This is a genomic window from Acinetobacter sp. TW_SC_4, assembly GCF_054861205.1.
The window spans coordinates 3,155,173-3,177,979 of record NZ_CM142174.1; the positions used below are offsets into that span (position 1 = coordinate 3,155,173).

Genomic DNA, 22,807 nt, shown 5'->3' on the forward strand with positions numbered 1-22,807 from the left:
CTTCAATCAATCAAAGGCTTATGGTATATAGCATTTCTATTTTAAATTCATTTTTATTAGAAGTAACTATTTTTAAATTCAAAACTTTAAATTCATTAATCAGCTTTTAAATTTGAATTCATATTTTTGAATTTAAATTTAAACAGCAAAGTTTAAATTCAAAGTTCATTTTTAAATTTGAATTTATTTTTATGAATTTAAATTCAAAACCTATTTCCAGTTTTAAATTCAAACTCAATGTTAAGTTTATCCACAAGTGAATAACCTAGAATTCAGCTCAAAATAGCAGCAAATTAAATTATTATATTTATATTCAATTGATCAGTTTATAAGCAATTGATTTTAAAAATGATCCGACCAATGGCAAGGGATTTTTAAAGAGGCGCAATCATGCCTGAATCTGGACAAATAAAAAAGCGATCACCGAAGTGATCGCTTTTTTTATCAGCAGCTTAAAGCTTAGATGGTCATATCTTCGCTCAATGCCAGCGGATTTGGCAAAATCTTCGCCAGTTGACGACATAAAGCGGTCAGCTGAGCGCTGTCTGTAGGCATCAAAGTAATGTGGCCAATCTTGCGACCTTCACGCTCTGACTTGTTATATAGATGCAAGTGAGCGCCTTCTAAAGCCAGGACATCTTCAGATTTGGGATGCTGACCGATAATGTTTACCATCACGGTTGGACGCACCACTTCAGTTGAGCCCAGTGGCAGACCTGCGACCGCACGAACATGGTTTTCAAACTGCGAGCAAACAGCGCCTTCAATCGACCAGTGACCTGAGTTATGCACACGTGGTGCCATCTCGTTTGCATACAGGCCTTTGTCTGTCACAAACAGCTCAAGAGTCAATACACCCACATAATCCAAGTGATTCAGCAGGCGAGTGATGTAATCCTGCGCGACTGGTTGCAGATCCGCACTATTGGGTGCCGGAACAATCGAATGCGACAGGATGCCGTTGTGGTGATGATTTTCAGCCAATGGCCAGGTTTTCACATCACCATTTTGACCACGTACCGCAATGATCGATACTTCACGCGAGAAAGTCACAAAACTTTCTGCGATCAGTTCACCAGCAGGGCCGAGTTCCGCCCAAGCCTGATCAATTTGATCAGCTGAACGTAAAACAAACTGACCTTTACCATCGTAACCACCACGAGAGGTTTTTAGCACGATCGGCAAGCCAAGCTCAGCCACGGCCGTCTGCAAGCTTTCCAGTGAAGTTACCGCTTTATACGGTGCAACCGGAATTTCCAGTTCATCAAATAGGGCTTTTTCAGACAGACGATGCTGTGCGATGGCTAAAGCCTGACGTGGTGGATGCAAATCTTTGTTTTGCGTTAAAACATCGATATCAGCCAATGGTGTATTTTCAAACTCCAGGCTAAAGACATCTGCGCTATTGATAAAGTCCTGCAAGCCATTTACAGCTTTGGTGGAGAAAACCGGACCTAAAGCCGCAGAAGGGCAGTCCGTATTGGCTTCAAAGAACGTACATTGAATATTTAGAGGTAGTGCGGCTTGTGCCATCATCCGACCTAACTGGCCGCCACCAAAAATACCGATGGTTTTATCCATTGTGTTTGATCCCGTATTAAGCTTGGACTTACATTTGACCTGGAATATTGTTACTTGCGACTTTCTCGGTTTGTGCCGCGCGGAAATCTGCGACATTTTTTGCGATCTCTGGACGGGTTAAACCTAAAATCTGTGCTGCCATAATAGCTGCATTGGTTGCACCGGCAGGACCGATCGCCAATGTTCCTACGGCGATACCCGCTGGCATTTGCACGATAGAAAGCAATGAATCGACACCATTTAAGATCGAAGATTTGACGGGTACACCCAGTACTGGCAGATCAGTTTTGGCTGCACACATACCTGGTAAATGCGCTGCACCACCCGCACCGGCAATAATCACCTGAATACCACGATCACGCGCTTGTTCAGCATATTCAAACAGACGGTCCGGGGTACGGTGTGCGGAAACGACTTCGGCTTCAAATGGGACACCAAGCTGCTTGAGCATATTGGCAGTGTGTTCGAGAGTTGCCCAATCCGATTGAGAACCCATGATAATACCTACGAGAGGAGTATCTTGTGCAGCAGCCGCATTCATTGCAAATTTTCCAGAGATTAAAGTAAGAAAGATAAATCTCGACGAGAGAGCCAAGCTTGAATAGGAAGGCATATTATAGACTGATTTTTCAGCTTCATAAAATTTAACGGTCAAAGCAAGGCTCGATTTTTCTTATTTTTTTAGCGGATTCTTAAAAACTGGAATAAAAATAGGGAAGTAGTGGCTAGTAGATGATTTCAGGAACTGCGGAATACAAAATAGACACAGCCACAGAGACATAGTGCTGCCCATAAATAATCCAGTTTAAACGGCTGTTTGAACAAGAAAATCATAAAGGGAACAAAGACCAGTAGAGTGACGACTTCCTGGGTAATTTTCATTTGACCTACCGCCAGTCCCTGTTGGGCTAATAATTTGGTCGCTGGAATCATCAGGCTATATTCAAACAAGGCAATGGCCCAGCTAAATAAAATCGCCTGCCACAGCGGTGCATCATGCGGCAGGAATTTGAGATGTCCGTACCAGGCCAAGGTCATAAAACAGTTGGCAATCACCAGAAGAAATAGAGCCGGTAGCATCTGCATGCACTCTGCAAAAAGTTCGGGCTTATTTTACGATTTATTTTGCCAAAAGATATTCCGGAAGCTTGAAAATTTCCCTGAATTTGTCTGTGAAACAGGATTTAAAAAATCCCGCAGGAATGCTTGAACTTTGACTATCTTTTCGGTCAAAGCCTTGCTATCGTTGCTTGCAAATCGAATAAATCATGGCAACAGCACCAGTACAAAGTGATGTGTCAGGCAAAATGGAGTGAAGTAGATGCATCTGCATATTTTGGGTATTTGTGGCACCTTTATGGGTTCACTGGCATTACTGGCACGTGATCTGGGCCATAAGGTGACAGGATCGGATCAAAACGTTTATCCACCGATGTCGACCCAGCTGGAAAATGCAGGCATTACTTTAATGCAGGGCTACGACCGTAGCCATTTACAGCCGCATCCGGATCTGGTGATTGTCGGCAATGCCATGAAACGTGGTATTGATGCCGTGGAATATATGCTGAATGAAGGCCTGCCTTATATTTCAGGCCCACAGTTTCTGGCAGATCATGTGCTACAAGGTAAACACGTTTTAGGTATAGCCGGTACGCATGGTAAAACGACAACCACCACCATGCTGGCATGGGTACTGGATCAGGCCGGTTTAGAACCTGGCTTCCTGATTGGCGGTGTCCCGCTTGGCTTTTCTGAAAGTGCGCGCTTAGGTGGCGGTAAATACTTCTGTGTTGAAGCCGATGAATACGATTCTGCTTTCTTCGACAAGCGTTCCAAGTTCGTGCATTACCATCCTAAAACTGCGATTCTGAACAATCTGGAATTTGACCATGCTGATATCTTTGATGATCTGGCAGCAATCCAGAAACAGTTCCACCATTTAGTGCGTACCATTCCAAGTGAAGGCCGCATTATTGCGCCAATTACTGAAACAAATATTGATGAAGTGTTAGAGCAAGGCTGCTGGACACCTGTTATTCGCACTTCATTAGACACCAATGAGAAATCTGAGCTTTATGCTGAACAGCTTTCAGAAGATGGTTCTCACTTCAAGGTATTGCAACACGGTACCGTGAAAGGCGAAGTGAAATGGAATATGACGGGTCAGCATAGTGTAGCCAATGCACTAGCAACCATTGCTGCTGCTGAGCATGTCGGTGTCTCTATTGAAACAGCTTGTGAAGCACTCTCCAACTTTGGCGGTGTTAAGCGCCGTATGGAACTGCTGGACACTGTACGCGGCATTGAAGTCTATGATGACTTTGCCCATCACCCAACTGCGATTGATACCACCCTTGATGGCGCACGCAAGCGTCTCGGTGAACGTAAGCTGTGGGCAATTATTGAACCACGTTCCAATACCATGCGTATGGGCAGTCATAAAGATGGCCTAGCACATTCCGCGCGTCTGGCCGATGAGGTGATCTGGTATCAGCCAGAAGGCCTGGATTGGGATCTGCAACCGGTAATTAATGCTGCGCCAAATAAAGCTGTAGTCGCACGTACTCTGGATGAGATTATCCAGACCGTAGTGGCTGAAGCAGGTGAGGGCGATGCGGTGGTAATCATGTCCAATGGTGGTTTTGGCGGTCTGCATCAAAAACTGATTAGTGCTTTAAAAGCTTAAAAATTTATATAAAAAAGCCCGTAATAGCGGGCTTTTTTATTTTAAAAATTAAATTCGCTTTCTATCTTTTTTAAGAAAATAGACCCTCATCCAAGTTCAAATCAACTTTCTTATTTCAATGTTAAAACAGCTAAAATTTATCTTTTTTCTTTTCATTATCTTTTGTTGCAATCTGGACATAAGACTCATTGCAGTCTTTGAGTGCCCTAGGCACAATCAATAAGAACAACAGCATTTCGATCCTCTTTTATCTTTAACCCTCCTGATGATTTTCCAGGCTGTAAAGGCAGCAAAAAATAGCTTTATCCCTCTTGTTCAGACCCTCATTCCCCTAGGAGATCTGTCATGACAACAATGAAAGCCATGGTTTATTACGGCGCCAATGATATCCACTTTGAAGAACGTCGCATTCCCCACATTCTGCAACCTACTGATGCCATTATCAAACTTAGCAAAGTCACCATTTGTGGTACTGACCTCGGGATATAGAAAGGTAAAAACCCCGAAATTGAGGAGGTTGCAAAAGAAAAAACCGGCAGCTTTAATGGCCGGATTCTCGGTCATGAAGGTGTTGGTATTGTGGAAGAAGTCGCTTCCGCAGTTCAAAACTTTAAAAAGGGCGATCAGGTGATTATTTCCTGTGTCAGCCGCTGCGGCACCTGTGAAAACTGCCAGAAACAGCTGTATGCCCATTGTAGAAACGAGGGTGGCTGGATTATGGGTTATATGATTGACGGCACTCATGCCGAATATGTCCGAACTCCATTTGCCGATACTTCTCTCTATCATTTACCAGAAGGTTTGAATGAAGATGTTGCGGTCTTTCTTTCCGATATTTTGCCGACCTCCCATGAAATTGGTGTGCAATATGGTCAGGTCAAACCGGGGGACAATGTGGCGATTGTCGGTGCCGGCCCGATTGGCATGAGTGCCTTGCTCACTGCCCAGTTTTATTCTCCAGCCAATATCATCATGGTCGATGTAGATGACAACCAGCTAGAATTTGCCAAAAAGGTCATGATTGAAATGACTTAAATCATTATCGACAACAAAAAAAAGTCCGCATAGCGGACTTTTTTATTTTTTAGCGTCAATTAAAAATAGGGAATATAACCACGCTGTTTATAACCTTGAGGAGAAGCAAGATTGGCCTGATTTTCATCCAGACGATAGAGCAGCTCCAGGAATCCACTCAACTGTTCCTGTTGCAATGCATGAGGTTCAAACTGGCCTAAACCAAAACGTGAAAATAAAGAAGAAATTTCACTATGTTTATGAACATATTTCATCGACCATTCCGAGAAATGTGGACGTTCTACTGTTGCATCCTGAAAGCGAAGCACCTGATGATGGCGTGGATCACGGCAAATACTCTGGAACAGATTTTCTACCACCTCTGCTTCACCTTCCAGACATTGAAAAAACTTGCCATGGGAATAATATAAAACCCCGTTAATCTGATGAGCTTTATTAAATTTTCTCGCTACAGATAATATATCACTAAGATCCTGTAATAACTCTTGTTCAGATTCTATACGCTCACTGGCGTAGCAAAGCTGTAGCATAAGGTCATCTCACTGCAGAAAGAATTAAAAACATAATTTAATCAATTATTTTAATTTTAGTCGATCATTTTTTAAGCAAATATCCGTTTTTGCTTACATTATTTTAGGTTTGCTTTTCCAAAGAAAACTTATAACAATTACTTCCTGAGAGGAAATCAATGATTTCAGATATATAGCAATAATAATGAAGGAGTGAAACCTGATGTTAAAAGATCTGATTTTCACTGTAGCGTTGTTGTGTATATGTTTTATGCTTTTGATTATGCTGAATGAACTGGCCTTGACGACCGAAACCAACATTCTGCTCAGTTCAGTTTTTATAGGCTGGACGCTTTTACAGTTTGTTCGCCGTCGTATGTTTTTTTATATCAGCGTAAGCCTGATGATGGGAATACTTACGCTGTTAGGCAAATATGAAGAAGTGTTATGGAACAGCATAGGCCTGATGGCAGGTTATGGCGTATATAACCTGCTGCAGCATATTTCTGTACCTGCACTTAAGGGCAAATTACAACATATCTCTATCTTGGATAAGTTTAATTCAATTGCTAAATAGCAGCTGCAACATCCTGTAGGCTGCGATCACGTTTAAACATGACATCTACATAGGAACACTGGGGAATAATTTTTAAGCTATTCTTGCGGGCAAAGTCGACCAGCACATCCAGCATTTTGCGTGCTACGCCTTGACCACGTAAGGAATTATCTACCCAGGTATGATCAGCCACGATGGTCGATGCTTCTTGCCACTGATATGTAATTTCAGCAAGACGTCGACCATCTTCCTCCATAAAAAATACACCGCCGCGTTTTGAATCTTGATGTTGAATGTCCATACTGAAGGCTGATCCCTTAATAAAATTATTGGTTTATTTAATTTAAAACATCTTCTTAAAGAAATAATATGAATTATTGTTAAGTTTTTAATATTGGATGAAATTTTTTATTTTCTTTCATCATTTCCTGTGATTTTTTTCAAATATTGATAACTTTTTATTTCTCTATTTTGCCTGATTGAGGGTGATGCAGTTTGAGTGATCACATATCACCCCAAAAATTTAAGGCTCTAGACTAGCAAAATGATTATGTTAGTCTAGAATCATGATAGAAAACAGTAAATTAAGTCACTACAAGATTAAAAAAATTATTCAATGCTTTTGTGTTGATATTCCTGCTTCCAAAACAGCCTTATTACTCAATTTAAATCGTAATACGATTAACTATTGGTACATGCTTTTTAGAGAAACTATCTATGATCATCAAACAGATTTAAGAGCTAAGTTTGTTGGTTCAATAGAAGTAGATGAAAGCTATTTTGGAGCGAAAAGGCAACGTGGGTTTCATGGAAAGTTAAAGCGTGGTCGTGGGACTCTAAAACAGCCAGTATTTGGAATATTTGAACGTAATGGGCGCGTCTATACTGAAATCGTACCTGACTGTAAAATGAAGACTTTACAAGAGGTTATCATTGGTAAAGTTTCACTTGAGAGTGTGATTTATAGTGATGGATGGCGTGGCTATAATGGTCTTGTTGATGTGGGTTATTCAAAGCATTTTAGGGTAAATCACGGAGCAAATGAGTTCGCTAGAGGAGAATGTCATATAAATGGAATAGAATCATTTTGGAGCTTTTGTAAAAGAAGGCTAGCAAAGTTTAACGGCATATCAAAAGAGTACTTTGATTATCATCTTAAAGAAACTGAATGGCGTTGGATGAGGGAACCTAATGAGTTAGTAACTGAGCTGTGGAACCTCATTAGGTAAAATTAAGTGTAAATCTGCTAGTCTAGAGCCAATTTAATTTTACCTACTCCCTAATTGAGAAAGACAGGATTAGAATGCAGCATCTTTTTACATGCAACTTCGTATGTCTGACTCATCTTCCGCTTCTTCCGTCACCAAGCAATGGATTGGTGTCATCGCTTTAGCCTGTGCGGCTTTTATTTTTAACACTACCGAATTTATTCCTGTGGCATTACTGAGTGGAATCGGGCAAAGCTTTGCCATGTCCGCCACTCAGGCCGGCATCATGCTGACCATTTATGCTTGGATCGTGGCCCTACTATCTCTTCCGATCATGCTGCTCACTAAAGCCATAGAACGGCGTTTTCTACTGATGCTGGTCTTTGCGGTCTTTATTTTAAGTCATGTGCTGTCCTATTTTGCCTGGAGTTTTAGCACGCTGGTGATCAGTCGGATAGGGATTGCCATCGCACATGCCTTGTTCTGGTCGATTACCGCTTCACTCGCGGTTCGGGTTGCACCGAAAGGTAAAGAGTTTCAGGCACTTGGTTTATTGGCCACAGGAACAGCGATGGCGATGGTGCTCGGTATTCCATTTGGCCGGATGATTGGTGAGGCGTATGGCTGGCGTAATAGTTTTGCCCTGATTGCGTGTCTCGCATTGATCATTTGCCTGATTCTGGCCAAAACCTTGCCATTGCTTCCAAGTGTCAATTCAGGCTCCCTCAGCAGCTTAAAAAGCCTGATCAAACGTCCCAGCCTGATGCTAGTTTTTGCCCTCACTATTCTGGTGATTACGGCGCAATTTACTGCTTATAGTTATATTGAACCGTTTTCCCTGAATATCGCCCACTTTGATTCAGCCCAGACCACAACTTTACTTCTGGTTTATGGCGGGGCAGGATTCCTAGGCTCCTATCTGTTTGGCCGTTTTGCTGCGCAGTTCCCAAAAATGACTATTCCTGCTTTTACTTTTGGATTGGTTATTTCCATGCTGCTGTTATTACCACTGTCGAGCACAGTCACAGGCCTCTCTGGCTTATCTCTGCTGTGGGGTTTGAGCATCATTGGTTTCAGCCTGGCCCTACAATCTAAAACCCTGAATCTGGCTGCAGATGCTACAGATGTTGCCATGGCCATTTATTCAGGCCTGTATAATGTCGGTATTGGCGGAGGAGCTTTGCTTGGCAGTATAGTCACGCTTCAGATTGGACTATCGAGCATTGGCTGGGCCGGAGCAGGGCTGGCGATCCTTGGATTTCTGCTTAGTCTTTATTTGGTTCAGCGCCTAGACTTTTTGCCCAAAGCCGCTGATTAAACGCTGCTTTTTGTAAAATAATTTGTGATTATGCATAAAATCTGTCATGCTCATCTGATATTGAGCAATTGCTCAAACAGAATTGAGTTTGAACAAGGGGAGTAGCCTCCTCCAAACGTTTAAAAATGAAATTTCAGTTTTTAAACGTGTCAGAATATCGTCATTACACTTTGCAAAAAGTCGGTATCTGAGCATCTTGAAATGCCACTGGATCTCCTCCAGTAGAGCACAAAGATGTAGGCAAGACCTTGATCATGTTGTTATAGATGTTTTTCATCTGGCAGCTGGTCAAGGTTTTTTTATGGCCAGTCGTCCGATGTGGAGAATTCACATGGAAACAATTGGTACGCTCTGGCTGTATCTTGTCTTTTTCGCAATTGTCGCCGTCATGCTGGTGATCGATTTTGTCGGCTTTAAACATCAGCATGGTCAGGAAGTAAAAGTCCGTACCGCTGCCTACTGGAGTATCGCCTGGGTCAGTGTCGCGACTTTATTTGGTGGTGGATTATGGCTGTATCTGGAGCAGACTGCAGGTGCGGCAATTGCCAATACCAAGGTCATGGAATACTTTGCCGGTTATCTGCTGGAAAAATCCCTGGCAATTGATAATGTCTTTGTCTGGCTGATGATCTTTGCCGCCTTTGCCATTCCACCAGCGCTACAACGTAAATTGCTGTTATATGGTGTACTGGGTGCAATTGTGCTCAGAACAATCTTTATTTTTATTGGTGCCTGGTTTGTACAGGAATTCTCCTGGATTCTGTATCTCTTCGGTGCGTTCCTGGTGTATACCGGCTTCAAATTCCTGCGTGGTCAGCATGAAGAAGGCAGCAATATTGAAGATATGGCCATTCTGAAATGGCTACGTAAACATATGCGTATCACCCCGCAACTTCAGGGCGATAAATTCTTTGTCCGTCAAAATGGTTTGCTTTGGGCAACGCCGTTATTCTTGGTGCTGATTCTGGTCGAAGCCTCTGATGTGATCTTCGCAGTCGATTCTATTCCTGCTATTTTTGCTGTCACCACCGACCCCTTCATTGTGCTTACTGCGAACCTGATGGCAATTTTAGGCCTGCGTGCCATGTTCTTCCTGCTCTCAGGTGCAGCCTCAAAAATGCATTATCTGCCTTATGGCCTAGGTTTGATTCTGGTCTTTATCGGCTTTAAGATGCTGATGCTGGATGTATTCCATATGCCGATCTGGATTTCACTGAGCTTTATTGTGATTGTCTTGACGGTGACTGCGATTTTGTCGATTCGTCATAGCAAGAAACATAACGAAACTACGCTGTAAAGCTAATCATAAAAAAAGCCTGCTGATGCAGGCTTTTTTATTTGTCTATAAGCTCAGCTGCATACGCACGCTCTGTTGAAATTATTCGTGATTGTCTGATCTCATAAAAAATACGCATGGTTAAATATGAATGTTCATATAAACATGCTAATTTTTTCAGCTACAATCAATCGAAAAAATCAAAAAGCGCAGGTTTTAAATGTCTTCTATCATTGCAACGACGGCAATACGCGGTCGCTTCCTGGATATCAAGAATACGGTTGCCCAAGCGCGTGAAATTCACGACCAAGTGCGATATGTAGAAGATGGCTTGCTCATCAGCCAGAATGGTGAGATTCAATGGTTTGGCAGCTGGGAAGAGGGGCAGCAGCATCTGCCTGAAGGAGTGCAGGTAGCTCATTATCCTGAGCAGCTGATCGTGCCAGGTTTTATTGATACCCATATCCATTTCCCGCAAACCGAAATGGTCGGTGCTTATGGTGAACAGCTATTAGAATGGCTAAATACTTATACTTTTCCGACTGAGATCCAGTTTCAGGATCCGGCGTATAGCCAGAAAATTGCACAGTTTTTTATTCAGGAATTGCTGAAGAATGGCACAACCACAGCTTTGGTGTTCTGTACCGTTCATCCAGCTTCGGTAGAAGCGCTATTCGAAGCAGCTACAGCACAGAACATGCGTCTGATTGCCGGTAAAGTGCTGATGGACCGCCATGCACCTGAAGCCCTGACCGATACCGCAGAATCAGCCTATAGCGACTCTAAAGCCCTAATTGAGAAATGGCATGGTAAAGGACGTAATCTTTATGCGATTACGCCACGTTTTGCTCCAACCTCAACCCCTGAACAACTAGAAAAAGCAGGCCAGTTAAAAACTGAATATCCAGATGTTTATATCCATACTCATCTTAGTGAAAACAAAAATGAGATTGCCTGGGTAAAAGAACTCTTTCCGGAACGTGAAGGCTATCTGGATGTCTACCATCATTATGGGCTGACCGGCGCTAAATCCGTATTTGCACATTGTGTGCATCTGGAAGAAGGGGAGTGGGATTGCATGCATCAAACCGACTCTGCGATTGCCTTCTGCCCAACCTCAAACCTGTTCCTAGGTAGTGGTTTGTTTCCGCTAAAGAAAGCCTGGGATGAAGGCGTAAAAGTCGGCTTGGGTACCGATATCGGGGCAGGAACCTCCTTTAATCAGCTGCAAACCCTGAATGAGGCTTATAAAGTGCAACAGCTGCAAGGAGAAAAACTTTCGGCTTTTGAGTCGCTATATCATGCGACCTTGGGTGGTGCGAAAGCCTTAAGTCTGGATGACCGCTTGGGGAATTTCAATGTGGGCAAAGAAGCAGACTTTGTGGTGCTTGATCTCAATGCCACAACCTTACAACAACTGCGGCAGAGCAGAGCCAAAAATATTGAAGATACTTTTTTTGCACTGACCATGCTGGGAGATGACCGTAATATTGCAGCAACTTATGTCTATGGACAGGCTGTCTATGTCAAAGCCCAATAAATCGCGTCAGCGTAGGATCATTTTGACTGCAATCGTCGCCGTCTGTGCCTTTGCGCTGAAGAGAGATTCACAGCAGCCCGAAAATTGATTACATTTACAGCAAGTAAAACAGGTGCATCTCAAGCAAGGATGTATTAAAATTGCTGCAATTCAGGTGTTGCAGGTCAACACCTTTTTTATTTTGCTATTTTTATTTTTTAGGTATCTACCCATGACCGTTCAAATGAGCGTAATGATTTCCGCTGAAGAAATTCAAGCTAAAGTCAAAGAGCTTGGTGCTAAAATCGATGCACACTATGCCAATAGTGACAAAGAGCTTGTACTTATCGGTTTGTTACGCGGTTCAGTGATTTTCATGGCAGACTTGTGTCGTGCCATTACCAAGCCACATGAACTCGACTTCATGACTGTATCCAGCTACGGCGGTGGTACGATTTCGAGCCGTGATGTCAAAATCCTGAAAGATCTGGACGGTGAAATCCGTGGTAAAGATGTGCTAGTGGTTGAAGATATTATTGACTCAGGTAATACCTTAAGCAAAGTCCTGGAAATCCTGCAAACCCGTCAGCCAAACTCAATTGAACTATGCACTTTGGTGAGCAAACCTTCACGTCGTGAAATCGAGCTGGAAGTAAAATTCCTGGGCTTTGAAGTCGAAGACAAGTTCATTGTTGGTTACGGTCTGGACTATGATCAAAAATACCGTCATATTCCATTTATTGGTGAAATCGGCATTTAAGAACCGGTTTAAAAGAAGTGGCTTCGTGCCACTTCTTTTATTTCTTGAATCATTTCAGTAACACAGCAAACAAAAACGCAACAGCCCGTTGCAGGACATGACTTTTTTCAGAGCTTTTCTTGTCGCAAGATAAACCTGATGTAAAAACAAAGACATGATAACAAGGAGTATGCTGATGTGGTCAATTATCGTTGCGATTGTGGTGGGTTTTATTGCGGGTCTGGTTGCACGCGCGATTCATCCTGGTGATGACAAAGCTGGATTCATTGTTACGACCCTGCTGGGGATTGCCGGTTCACTGGTTGCGACCTTTGCCGGACGTATGCTGGGCTTGTACTCCCAAGATTCTGCCGCAGGCTTTATTGCCTCAGTGATCGGTGCCGTGGTCATCTTGTTTATCTACAATATGGTGACCAAACGTAAACGGATCTAAGCCCTGCTTGGAATAAGTTTCTTTCATAAAAAAGAGCGCCTAGATAGGTGCTCTTTTTTTATTTGCTGATCATGGTCAGAATTTTACAGGCCGAATTCTTTGAAGCCTTGTTCAATCTGTTCTGCCGGCTGAGCGCCCATGACCTTAAAACCATTCGAGAAAATAATCGCGGGAGTGCCATTTACACCGAGTAATTGTGCCAGCTGTTTATTACGTTCAATTGGATTGCTACAGCTCTTTTTCGATTTAGGCTGTATACCTTGACCAATCAGGTCTTCCCAAGCCTGGGCCGGATTTTTTTCACAATAAACCTGTTTAGATGGCGCAATTGACTGCTGTTTTAAAGGCAGGATGAAGGTATAAATAGTGACATCTTTGAGTTTTTTCAGCTCTACTTCAAGTTGTTTACAATACGGGCAATTTGGGTCAGAAAAGATGGCAAGCTGACGTTTTCCTGTCCCTCTGACTGATTTAATCGCATCCTGAAGCGGTAACTTTTTCCAGTCGACACTATTTTGTTTGAGTAATAAATCCTGAGTCAGATTATGCTGATCCTGGATCCGGAACATTGAACCGGCCAGCAGGTACTGGGCATCTTCATTCAGATAGACAATCTGTCCCTGCATGGAACCACTATAGATTCCTTTCATTTCGGTAGGCTGAATATTTTCAATTTTCAGGTTGGGACTGTTTTTTGCCAGATTGGCTTTAACTGTATCCACATTGGCAAAGCTGAGGCCAGGGAATAGGGTCAAAGCCAGCAGCATATTTCTTATTTGCATGAATGTCCTGCTCAGGTCCGAGTTAAATGTGTTTCGATTCTAGTCTTTTTAAAAAGAAAATTCTGACTATTTTATGTAGCTTAATATTCAAATCGAATTGATCAATCATGTTTCACGTGGAACATTGACCCCTTAATGCTGATTGACTTCTACCGAGATATGCACGATTTCTTCATGAATAGAGATCGCCTCACGGATTTGATCGGCACTAATGGGGATTCCCGTTTGAACGGCAACAAAACAGGAAAATTTACCTTTACCGACTCTCGATACATGCAGGTCAGTTAAGTGTAGGTCGTTCCCATATTCAGCAATGACTTCACGTATTTCTTCGACCACTGGGGCATCCATATCGGCATCCAGTAAAGTCTTGGCACTTTGCTTTAGCAGGCCAATCGCCCAGCGTGCAATCAAGACTGAGCCGACCAGTCCCAGTACTGCATCGAGAAAATCCCAGCCCATATATTTTCCGGCAATCAAAGCAATAATAGCCAGAACAGAAGTTACAGCATCAGCAACCACATGCAGAAAGGCCGCTTTATAGTTCAAGTCATGATGACCATGATTATTATCATGCTCGTGATGGGAATGCCCATGATGATGATCATGGTGATGGTGCCCATCATCATGCAGCAACCAGGCACAGGCCAGATTAATCAATAGTCCTAAAATCGCGATTGGAATGGCTTCGTTATAATGAATCTGAACTGGCGAAAAGAGACGTTCTACTGAATGAATCGCCATAAAACCGGCTACCACAAGCAATAAAATTGCACTGCTATAACTGGCCAGAATTTCAATCCGCCAAGTGCCCATATTAAAGCGGGGATCATTCGCATAATGACGGGCCGCTTTATCCACTGGAGCGTAAAACCTCGTGGTTCAGCACGAGGATATAAGCGACTGGAGTAAACCACATGAACGACACGAAATGTCGTTTTAAATACTTGTACTATAGTCACTATTAAGAAAAATACTGTTAAAATAATTAGATGAAGACACTCAAATTACGCATAAAAGACAAACATTGCAAGGTGCTAGACCAATTAGCATCAGAAGTTAATTTTGTTTGGAATTATGTGAATGATTTAAGTTTTAAACACCTCAAAAGAAAGGGTGAGTTCTTTTCAGCATTCGACATGGCGAAGTACACTAAAGGAACTTCGAAGCTGTGTGGGTTGCATAGCCAAACAGTTGATGCGATCAGAGAAGAACTTGTCACCCGAAGAAAACAGTTTAAAAAAGCAAAGCTCAAATGGCGTGTCAGTAATAAGAAATCAGCAAGAAGATCGCTTGGGTGGGTACCATTCAAAAGATCAGGACTAAAGTATGCTGATGGATATGTTGAGTATGGAAAAATTAAGTTTGGATTATGGGATAGCTACGGTTTAAGTAAATACACAGTAAGAACTGGCTCTTTTGTAGAGGATAGTCGTGGACGTTGGTATGTGTGTTTAGTGGTGGATACACCTAAAGCGGAAAAAGCTAACACAACCAAAGCCATCGGTATTGATTTGGGTTTAAAGGATATTGCCACCTGTTCAGATGGTACAGTCATTTCAAATCCAAAATACTATCGCCATTATGAGCAGAAGCTAGGTGTTGCTCAACGAGCGAGAAATAAGAAGCGTGTACGTGCATTACACGCCAAAATTGCCAATAGTCGTAAAGACCATTTGCATAAAGCCAGCACAGCGCTGGTGAAGAATAATGCACTAATCATTGTAGGTGACTTGAGTGCAAGAAAACTAGTGAAAACCAAAATGGCAAAATCTGTTTTGGACACAGGTTTTTCTGCACTCAAAACAATGCTTCGATATAAATGCGAGAACGCTGGAGTGTTGTTTGAAGAAGTCAATGAAGCCTATACCACCCAGATTTGTTCGTGCTGTGGAAATATATCTAACAGTAGTCCGAAAGGTAGGACAGATCTTGGAATAAGAGAATGGAAGTGTGTGGAATGCGGTACATTCCACGATAGAGATAGAAACTCTGCACTCAATATTCTTGCGCTTGGGCATAAGCGTCTAGCTGTAGGAATCCCCTTGCTTTAGCTAGGGGAGGATGTCAACATTGGTATTGCTTCAGGCCTGATGACGACTTCAGCAATGCTAGGCATGATGCAAACCATTCCAGAGACTCATAAGCAGCTTGCACCGCAATTAGTATCAATTTTGACGGCCATAGGCTTTGGTTTGGGACCGTTTGTGGGTGGGGTAATTGCGCAGTTTTCTCAAGCTCCATTAATTACTCCATACCTCCCAATTATTCTTGGGGCAGTGCTGTGTTTTGTCGGATTATTCTGGCTAAAAACCCCTGCTTTTGAACGCCAGCCTTTTAGTATTGCACCGAAATTACTGCGTCCTGAACCTCAGTATCATGCTGTGTTCATGATTGTGGGATTAACTGCATTTAATGCCTTTGCTGCTTTCAGTTTATTTGCTTCACTGTCACCGTCTTTTGTGCAGAATATCTTACCCTGGCATGGTCCTTTGGTCAGTGGTACCGCCATTACCTGCATTTTGCTGATTTCTGCTGTGGTGCAGTTCTTTGCTAAAGCTGTTCCTGCAAAGAAATGTCTGAATATTGGCTTGATAATTATGCTGGTGAGCTTGGTTAGTCTTGCTCTCTGCATGATCCTTAAAGCAAGTATCTTGTTCTTTGCCAGTGATATTCTATTCGGGATTGGACATGGTTTTGCCCTGATGGGCGCATTCGGTGTAATTCATGCGATTACAACCTTGCAAAACCGTGCAGCCGTGATGTCGACTTACCTGTTTATTGGCTATTTGGGCACGATTGTGCCGATTATCGCGGTGGGATATCTGGCTGATCACTTCGGCTTAGGATTTGCCGTGATCAGTTTCTGTGTGGCGATCAGTGCACTCTGTCTAATCCTTTGGTTATGGCATCAAAAACTGCAGGTAAAAGCCTAATAAAAAAGCCCACATTTGAGTAATGCCAGTCAGTTAAGCAGACATTAGAAAAATGTAGTAAAAATGAGTGTATGCCAATACGCTCATTTTTTTATGACTTTATCTGAAAATTTAGATTGTACTCTTCAACATTCTCTACCTTCACTTAGCCATTTCAGTGAATTCATTGATTTAAATTGGATTGAAGAGAGCCTGCGTCAAACAGGTAAGGCTTCTATCAGGAGAAGAAAATTACCTGCCGAACATGTGGTATGGCTGGTGATTGGGCTTGCCCTGTTTCGAGATCAACCGATCGGGTATGTGGTAGAGCAACTAAAACTTGTGTTTGGTACCACAGAATATTGCGTTCCCAGTGCAGCAGTACAAGCACGACAACGCTTAGGGCGAGAGCCCTTGAATGCCTTGTTTTCTCTACTCAGCCAAGCCTGGTTTGAAGAATCCCAACAGCAATACTCAAACTTTCATGGCCTTAGTGTATGTGCTGTTGACGGGGTGGTTTGGTCTATGCCTTATACAGATGAGAATTTTGCACACTTTGGCTCATCTAAGGGTAAAACTGCGGTAGCACCTTATCCGCAAGTGAGAGCAACCTGTCTGGTGAATACCAACACCCATGAAATCATTGATGCCCAAATAGGTAGCATGGATCAAGGTGAACTTACACTGGCAAATCGATTATGTCCTCCATCGCATAGTATTACTCTGTTTGATCGAGCCTATTTTTCTGCTGATTTTCTAATAGGATGGCAAACACGTGCAGAGGCAAGCCATTGGCTTATGCGCGCAAAAGATAATTTACGCTATGAGATCATTAAGCGTAATTCCCAGCATGACTTTCATATCAGGATGCCAATATCAGCAAGAGCCAAGAAGCTGAATTCAACATTAGGGGATTATTGGGAAGCGCGTTTGATTGAAGTTGAGCAGGCAGGAAAAATTAGACGCTATATCACTTCATTAATAGATTCAAAGATATATCCACTGCTAGCCTTAGCAAAGCTTTATGCTCAGCGCTGGGAAATAGAAATGTGTTACCGAGAAATCAAAAGTGATTTACAGGAAAGTAAGCATTTGAGGAGCAAGCAACCTGATTTAATTTATCAAGAATTATGGGGTGTCTTCATTGCTTATAATATTCTAAGAAGACAAATGAAATATATGGCTCAACGTGCAAAAGTCAGTCCTTTGAGAATCAGCTTTCATATTGCATCTATCGGCATCCTTAATATATTAAGATTCGACTCTTTAGACTCCGCAGGGAATTTACCCAAACATCTAGAAAGTTTACTGGAGAAATCTAGGAGGTATGTTTTGCCTGAGAGGAGGGTTAGAAGTTGCCCAAGAGTTGTGAAAGGTAAACCACTGAAATACCCAAGAAAATGCCAGTCAATTTCTTAACTGACTGGCATTACACATTTGAGGGCTTTTTTATATAACTTAAGGATTATTTTCCAATACAGAATGATCCAAAGATCTTACCCAGCAAATCATCCGCACTAAAGTCACCCGTAATCTCACCCAGTGCATTCTGTGCCAAACGTAAAGACTCTGCGACCAGTTCACCTGCATTATAAACAACAAGTTGCTCACGAGCTTCAGCCAAATACATTTGAGTGCGCTTCATTGCGTCTAAATGACGGGTACGGGCAATAAAGGTATCTTCTTCTGGCTGGAAGCCTGCATGCGCTGTAATCGCATCTATGAGCGATTGGACACCGGTTTCCTGCTTAGCTGAGACAGTAATATGACGGAAGCCTTTAAAATCTCCCATGACAGCATCGGCACCGGTCAAATCGGCTTTATTCCCGATCAGGATCAGGCGTTTCGGCTCGAGATGCTCGGCAAAATATTCTTGAGCGAGTTGTAATGGATCATCACCTTGGCTCAGGTCATAAACCAGCAACAGCAGATCGGCCTGTTCAATTTCTTTAATTGCGCGGCGAATACCTTCTTTTTCCACGATATCGCCGGTTTCCCGCAGACCAGCAGTATCGGTCAGGGTAATCGGCAGGCCATTCAATGTGATCTTTTCATGCAATACATCACGGGTTGTCCCGGCAATATCGGTCACAATCGCACGTTCATTACCTGCTAGGGCATTGAGCAGGGAAGATTTACCTGCATTCGGTTTACCGGCAATCACCACCTGTAAGCCTTCACGCAGCAACTGACCCTGACGTGCAGATTGCTGAACCTGAGTGACGGCATTCGCCACGCCATCCAGCAGATTTAAAATCTTGCCATCCGCCAGGAAGTCGATTTCTTCTTCCGGGAAATCAATGGCCGCTTCGACATGTAGACGCAGGTGAATCAGCTGTTCTAATACCGTATTGACCTTAGTCGAGAAAGCCCCTTGTAGCGAACGGACTGCAGACCGTGCCGCCGCTTGGGAGGTCGCATCGATCAGATCTGCAATCGCTTCTGCCTGTACCAGATCCAGCTTGCCATTTTCAAAGGCACGCATCGAGAATTCACCGGCTTTGGCTGCAGTAGCACCCAGTTCCAGCAAACGGCCCAACAGGGCATTCTGGATCACAGGACCACCATGACCTTGCAGTTCCACTACATCTTCACCAGTAAAGGAATTCGGATTCGGGAAGCAGATCACCAGACCTTCGTCCATCACTTCACCGGCTGCATCATAGAACTGGCGAAAACCGGCAAAACGGGCTTTGGGCAAATCTTTTTGGCTCAAGGCCTGGGCAATTTCATAAGACTTGGGACCCGACAGGCGAATGACACCTACACCGCCACGTCCTGGGGGAGTTGCAATCGCAGCAATCGTAGTTCGGTCGAGCATAACATTCACCTAGAAAAAACTTAAAAATACAGCAAAAAAAAATCCGCTCAAGATTACCATCTTAAGCGGATTTATTCAGCCCATCAGTACAACTTAGTTGACTGGTGTTGCCTTATCGCGTTTAGCACGGTCTTTGGCAACAGACTTATTGATCAGTGTTTGCTGCAAGATCGTGATCAAGTTGTTCACAATCCAGTACAACACCAGACCTGCTGGGAAGAACAGCAAGAATATTGTAAAGATCACTGGCATAATCTTGAACACTTTCGCCTGCATTGGATCAGTTGGTTGCGGATTCAGCATCTGCTGAATATACATGGTCGCACCCATGATCAATGGCAGGATGAACCAAGGATCCATTGAAGATAAATCCTGGATCCAGAACATCCATGGTGCATGGCGCAGTTCTACAGATTCCATCAGTACCCAGTACAGTGCCAGGAAAATTGGCATTTGCAGTAACAATGGTAAACAACCAGCAAGTGGATTCACCTGTTCACGTTTGTACAATGCCATCATTTCCTGAGAGAAGCGCATACGGTCTTCACCGAACTCTTCTTTCATGCGTTGCATTTCAGGTGCAATCACACGCATTTTCGCCATAGAGCGGTAGCTCTTCGACGACAATGGCCACAGAATCAGTTTAACCAGTACAGTTAACAGAATGATCGCCCAGCCCCAGTTACCCACTAGACCGTGGAAGAACTCAAGACCAACAAACAGCAGTTTGGCAATTGGCCATAACCAGCCATAGTCCACCGTCTGGTTCAGACCAGTCGCCAGATCTTTCAGCTCTGATTGAACTTTTGGACCAGAGTAGAAGGTCGCATCGATTTCAGCTACGGTACCTGCAGGCACATTGAAAGTTGGAGAAGTAAAACCAATGATATTCATGTTATCAGTTGATTTACGTGATTCCAGCTTTGCGCTGTAAGCTTCACCATTGGCTTGAGTCAGCTTCAGGTTACCTGGCACCCAGGCACTCACAAAGTAGTGCTGAACCATCGCAACCCAGCCACCTTTGGCTTCAGTATTCAGTTTTTCTTCAACAAAGTTGTCAAATTTTAACTTGTTGTAGTTTTCATCCGGTGTACCCCAAGCGCCGCCCAGGAACGTTCCCAGGGTGAAGATACCCTGATCAGATTTACCTGGGTCTTCAGAGTTGTCACGTTTGATCTGACCGAACATCTGACCTTGCCAGGTCTGGCCGCTGCGGTTGACCACTTTGTGATTCACAACTACCGGATATTCACCTTCAGTAAAGTTGAAGGTTTTAATGACTTCTACACCATCAGCCGTTTTAAAGACCATAGGTACAGAAAGTACTTTGACAGTTTCGCCATCTTTATTTTTAGCGGCTTTGGCATCTGCCAGTGTATAAGCCGTTTTTTCCAGCTCATAGGTTGGACGGCCATTACGGCTGCTGTCCGGTCCATTCAGACCGATCAGGCCCGACTGAGCGACATAAGTCCGTTTCGCATCGCTTTCCAGCATAACGAATGGTTCATCGCTGTCTTTATTCTTGTCATGATTGAGTAATTCAACACGAACAATATCACCACCTTTAGGATTGATCCAAAGATGATAAAGGTCAGTTTGTACTGAAATAAGCTGCTGACTTACAGGTGCGGTGGCATCCGTTGCTTGCTGCGCTGGCATATTTGCTTGTGGCAGATCAGAGGCGGTCGTCGCCGTCTGAGCATTTGGCAAATCTGCAGATACTTCATGTGAAACAACCGCAGCTTCTTGCTGTGGTTTGGTTTCAGCATTGCCATAATCTTTTTGCCACGCCAAAATGAGCAAATATGCGACAACAAACATGGCTCCGAGAATTGCAATCCTGGCCCATTGTTGCATATGTATTACCCCAAGTGGTTAGAGTGATTTTGGTTCAATAAACGATCACGAAAGGGTACAGCAACGTGAAGCGTTTGAGAATCTATTTGCTGAAATGAAATAAAACGAATCGCTTTCGGGGGAACCGGATCATATCCAGAGCCACCCCACGGATGACAACGGCAAATACGCTTAGTAGCCAGCCACACACCACGTACAGCTCCATGTGTATGGACTGCTTCCAAGGAATATTGAGAACATGTTGGAATATAACGACAGCGTGGTCCCAATAAAGGACTAATCGCAATCTGATAGAAACGTATTAACCAATGCAGTAAACGTACCATTGGCCATCTCTACTTTTGTGGGGAGGATGATGCTATTTTGGAATGCTTTTTGGCAAGACGGTTGAGTTTCTGCCAGGCAAATTGTAATTGCTGATGCAACTCTGCGTTCGGTACCGCTTCTATACCTACTTTAGGCATAACCACAATATCCAAATCATCTAGTTGCTGTTGATGCAGGCGAAAACTTTCGCGAGCAAGTCGTTTTACTCGATTTCGTTCGTGCGCACGGCGCACTTTTTTCTTGGCAACAACTAAACCCAAACGGCTGTTTGGCAGTTTGGAATGTTTTGCAAGAAAAAGGAAATGGGGTTGATGCACTTTAAAAAGCGCACCATCAAAGACTCCTTTATAATCTGCAGCACAGCGTAAACGAAGCTCTGTACCAAAACTATAAAGTGTAGTCATAACACCCAAAATCGGCAAAGCCTAACTGATTAAACAGTTAAGCTGTGACGACCTTTTGCACGACGGCGAGCTAGAACTTGACGACCAGCTTTAGTAGCCATACGAGCACGGAAACCATGAACGCGTTTACGCTTTAATTCAGATGGTTGGAATGTACGTTTCATATTGAAACTCCAAAAATGATCTTTCTATAAAGGTCCGCGATTTTAGTGCTCATTGCTTGAGCTGTCAATGCAAAAGCCACTTTCTTTTCAAATAAGACTGAAATCAAAATTGTAAATAGGGATTAAAAAAATTGTATTCAAATACCTATATATAAGTTAACCACAATATAACTATTTGTTTTAAAAAAATATAAGTTATTAACACTTATATCAACATAGTTATCCACAACTTATGTGAAATCTAAATTTAACTCTTGAGTTTTGAATTTAAATTTAAGCTTTTCTCAGTTATCCACAAAAGAATCGAATCTTATAAATAAATTCAAATTTATAAATTTAAATTTATTACTATTAGGGTGAACTTTTTCTGTGGAAAAGCTAATTTTGTGTCAAATAAACAAAAACTTAGTTTGTGGATAAAACTGTTTTTATTAATTTTATACTTTGTGGATAACTTTGTGCTATATTTTATCCACAGCTTGCGGATAAACTTATCCACACCGGCTTTTTAAATTTAAATTTATCTACCATGACTGCTTTTTGCACAAAATCTGTGGAAATTGCCATGACAGATGTGGATAACTTGGTTAGAATGGCGACCCGCTTTGGTCGCGGTCAGCCTTTTTGATTAACAATGGAATGAATAGGGGATTCAC

23 protein-coding genes and 2 pseudogenes are annotated in these 22,807 nt (G+C 42.8%); 13 read left to right on the forward strand and 12 right to left on the reverse strand.

Going from position 1 to position 22,807, the window contains the following annotated elements; genetic code table 11:
* Positions 1-459: 459 nt before the first annotated feature.
* The 3 genes from ACWM1W_RS15375 to ACWM1W_RS15385 form a co-directional block, all read right to left on the reverse strand.
* Positions 460-1,581: a 5-(carboxyamino)imidazole ribonucleotide synthase gene (locus ACWM1W_RS15375; RefSeq protein WP_341121564.1), complete on the reverse strand. Its 1,122-nt coding sequence runs from the start codon at positions 1,579-1,581 to the stop codon at positions 460-462.
* Between the two features lie 28 nt (positions 1,582-1,609).
* Entirely contained in the window at positions 1,610-2,122 is a 513-nt protein-coding gene (purE, locus tag ACWM1W_RS15380) for a 5-(carboxyamino)imidazole ribonucleotide mutase (protein ID WP_180004433.1), read from the reverse strand.
* A gap of 197 nt (positions 2,123-2,319) precedes the next feature.
* Positions 2,320-2,661, reverse strand: a complete 342-nt coding sequence (locus ACWM1W_RS15385; protein ID WP_004780323.1) for a DMT family protein — start codon at positions 2,659-2,661, stop codon at positions 2,320-2,322.
* A gap of 241 nt (positions 2,662-2,902) precedes the next feature.
* Between ACWM1W_RS15385 and mpl the strand changes: the two genes are divergently transcribed.
* The 3 genes from mpl to ACWM1W_RS15400 all read left to right on the forward strand — a co-directional run bounded on the left by mpl (position 2,903) and on the right by ACWM1W_RS15400 (position 5,302).
* Complete coding sequence (gene mpl / locus ACWM1W_RS15390; protein WP_005233068.1) at positions 2,903-4,267, forward strand: UDP-N-acetylmuramate:L-alanyl-gamma-D-glutamyl-meso-diaminopimelate ligase; 1,365 nt, start codon at positions 2,903-2,905, stop codon at positions 4,265-4,267.
* 345 nt (positions 4,268-4,612) lie between these two features.
* On the forward strand, positions 4,613-4,756 hold the full coding sequence (locus ACWM1W_RS15395; RefSeq protein ID WP_125279591.1) for an alanine acetyltransferase: 144 nt from the start codon (positions 4,613-4,615) through the stop codon (positions 4,754-4,756).
* 90 nt (positions 4,757-4,846) lie between these two features.
* Complete coding sequence (locus tag ACWM1W_RS15400; protein WP_004780328.1) at positions 4,847-5,302, forward strand: alcohol dehydrogenase catalytic domain-containing protein; 456 nt, start codon at positions 4,847-4,849, stop codon at positions 5,300-5,302.
* 59 nt (positions 5,303-5,361) lie between these two features.
* Here ACWM1W_RS15400 and ACWM1W_RS15405 read toward each other — a convergent pair whose 3' ends face one another.
* On the reverse strand, positions 5,362-5,832 hold the full coding sequence (locus ACWM1W_RS15405; protein WP_004780330.1) for a BLUF domain-containing protein: 471 nt from the start codon (positions 5,830-5,832) through the stop codon (positions 5,362-5,364).
* A 202-nt stretch (positions 5,833-6,034) separates the two neighbouring features.
* Here ACWM1W_RS15405 and ACWM1W_RS15410 point away from each other — a divergent pair, with 202 nt between their 5' ends.
* The gene (locus ACWM1W_RS15410) at positions 6,035-6,388 is read left to right on the forward strand and encodes a hypothetical protein (RefSeq protein ID WP_005233077.1); all 354 of its coding nucleotides are present in this window, start codon (positions 6,035-6,037) and stop codon (positions 6,386-6,388) included.
* Here the strand turns inward: ACWM1W_RS15410 and ACWM1W_RS15415 are convergent.
* Positions 6,381-6,668, reverse strand: coding sequence for a GNAT family N-acetyltransferase (locus ACWM1W_RS15415; protein ID WP_004780333.1), 288 nt, complete (start codon positions 6,666-6,668; stop codon positions 6,381-6,383). The two genes, ACWM1W_RS15410 and ACWM1W_RS15415, sit on opposite strands and share 8 nt — an antisense overlap.
* Before the next feature lie 265 nt (positions 6,669-6,933).
* Between ACWM1W_RS15415 and ACWM1W_RS15420 the strand changes: the two genes are divergently transcribed.
* From ACWM1W_RS15420 to ACWM1W_RS15445, 6 genes are all read left to right on the forward strand, one after another.
* Positions 6,934-7,596, forward strand: a complete 663-nt coding sequence (locus ACWM1W_RS15420) for an IS1595-like element ISAcra1 family transposase (RefSeq protein WP_312158253.1) — start codon at positions 6,934-6,936, stop codon at positions 7,594-7,596.
* 103 nt (positions 7,597-7,699) lie between these two features.
* Positions 7,700-8,893 carry a sugar transporter gene (locus tag ACWM1W_RS15425; RefSeq protein ID WP_034580709.1) on the forward strand — a complete coding sequence of 398 codons (1,194 nt, stop codon included), beginning with the start codon at positions 7,700-7,702 and terminating at the stop codon, positions 8,891-8,893.
* A 331-nt stretch (positions 8,894-9,224) separates the two neighbouring features.
* A complete protein-coding gene (locus tag ACWM1W_RS15430; RefSeq protein WP_005233086.1) occupies positions 9,225-10,190 on the forward strand; it encodes a TerC family protein in 966 nt (321 codons plus the stop codon).
* A 199-nt stretch (positions 10,191-10,389) separates the two neighbouring features.
* On the forward strand, positions 10,390-11,709 hold the full coding sequence (gene guaD, locus ACWM1W_RS15435) for a guanine deaminase (protein WP_125279592.1): 1,320 nt from the start codon (positions 10,390-10,392) through the stop codon (positions 11,707-11,709).
* Positions 11,710-11,920: 211 nt separating this feature from the next.
* Positions 11,921-12,448: a hypoxanthine phosphoribosyltransferase gene (gene hpt, locus ACWM1W_RS15440; protein ID WP_104426800.1), complete on the forward strand. Its 528-nt coding sequence runs from the start codon at positions 11,921-11,923 to the stop codon at positions 12,446-12,448.
* A 175-nt stretch (positions 12,449-12,623) separates the two neighbouring features.
* On the forward strand, positions 12,624-12,881 hold the full coding sequence (locus ACWM1W_RS15445; RefSeq protein WP_034171345.1) for a GlsB/YeaQ/YmgE family stress response membrane protein: 258 nt from the start codon (positions 12,624-12,626) through the stop codon (positions 12,879-12,881).
* An 83-nt stretch (positions 12,882-12,964) separates the two neighbouring features.
* Here the strand turns inward: ACWM1W_RS15445 and ACWM1W_RS15450 are convergent, their stop codons facing one another.
* Both ACWM1W_RS15450 and dmeF read right to left on the reverse strand, forming a co-directional pair.
* Complete coding sequence (locus tag ACWM1W_RS15450) at positions 12,965-13,663, reverse strand: DsbC family protein (RefSeq protein WP_005233091.1); 699 nt, start codon at positions 13,661-13,663, stop codon at positions 12,965-12,967.
* Positions 13,664-13,795: 132 nt separating this feature from the next.
* A pseudogene (gene dmeF, locus ACWM1W_RS15455) lies at positions 13,796-14,518 on the reverse strand (CDF family Co(II)/Ni(II) efflux transporter DmeF); the annotation flags it as partial.
* Positions 14,519-14,655: 137 nt separating this feature from the next.
* On the opposite strand from dmeF, the gene ACWM1W_RS15460 reads away from it, so the two are divergent.
* The 3 genes and pseudogenes from ACWM1W_RS15460 (at position 14,656) to ACWM1W_RS15470 (ending at position 17,997) form a co-directional block, all read left to right on the forward strand.
* Positions 14,656-15,717, forward strand: coding sequence for an RNA-guided endonuclease InsQ/TnpB family protein (locus ACWM1W_RS15460; RefSeq protein WP_004781546.1), 1,062 nt, complete (start codon positions 14,656-14,658; stop codon positions 15,715-15,717).
* Positions 15,718-15,735: 18 nt separating this feature from the next.
* Positions 15,736-16,599: pseudogene (locus ACWM1W_RS15465) on the forward strand (MFS transporter); the annotation flags it as partial.
* A gap of 93 nt (positions 16,600-16,692) precedes the next feature.
* Positions 16,693-17,997, forward strand: a complete 1,305-nt coding sequence (locus tag ACWM1W_RS15470; protein WP_159124039.1) for an IS4 family transposase — start codon at positions 16,693-16,695, stop codon at positions 17,995-17,997.
* A gap of 46 nt (positions 17,998-18,043) precedes the next feature.
* On the opposite strand, the gene mnmE is transcribed toward ACWM1W_RS15470, so the two are convergent.
* The 5 genes from mnmE to rpmH all read right to left on the reverse strand — a co-directional run bounded on the left by mnmE (position 18,044) and on the right by rpmH (position 22,151).
* Positions 18,044-19,399, reverse strand: coding sequence for a tRNA uridine-5-carboxymethylaminomethyl(34) synthesis GTPase MnmE (gene mnmE / locus ACWM1W_RS15475; protein ID WP_125279429.1), 1,356 nt, complete (start codon positions 19,397-19,399; stop codon positions 18,044-18,046).
* A gap of 93 nt (positions 19,400-19,492) precedes the next feature.
* On the reverse strand, positions 19,493-21,256 hold the full coding sequence (gene yidC / locus ACWM1W_RS15480) for a membrane protein insertase YidC (RefSeq protein ID WP_125279430.1): 1,764 nt from the start codon (positions 21,254-21,256) through the stop codon (positions 19,493-19,495).
* A 5-nt stretch (positions 21,257-21,261) separates the two neighbouring features.
* Positions 21,262-21,582 carry a membrane protein insertion efficiency factor YidD gene (gene yidD, locus ACWM1W_RS15485; protein ID WP_005233127.1) on the reverse strand — a complete coding sequence of 107 codons (321 nt, stop codon included), beginning with the start codon at positions 21,580-21,582 and terminating at the stop codon, positions 21,262-21,264.
* A 9-nt stretch (positions 21,583-21,591) separates the two neighbouring features.
* Positions 21,592-21,987 carry a ribonuclease P protein component gene (gene rnpA / locus ACWM1W_RS15490; RefSeq protein ID WP_125279431.1) on the reverse strand — a complete coding sequence of 132 codons (396 nt, stop codon included), beginning with the start codon at positions 21,985-21,987 and terminating at the stop codon, positions 21,592-21,594.
* Positions 21,988-22,016: 29 nt separating this feature from the next.
* Complete coding sequence (gene rpmH, locus ACWM1W_RS15495) at positions 22,017-22,151, reverse strand: 50S ribosomal protein L34 (RefSeq protein WP_000831329.1); 135 nt, start codon at positions 22,149-22,151, stop codon at positions 22,017-22,019.
* Between the last annotated feature and the right edge of the window lie 656 nt (positions 22,152-22,807).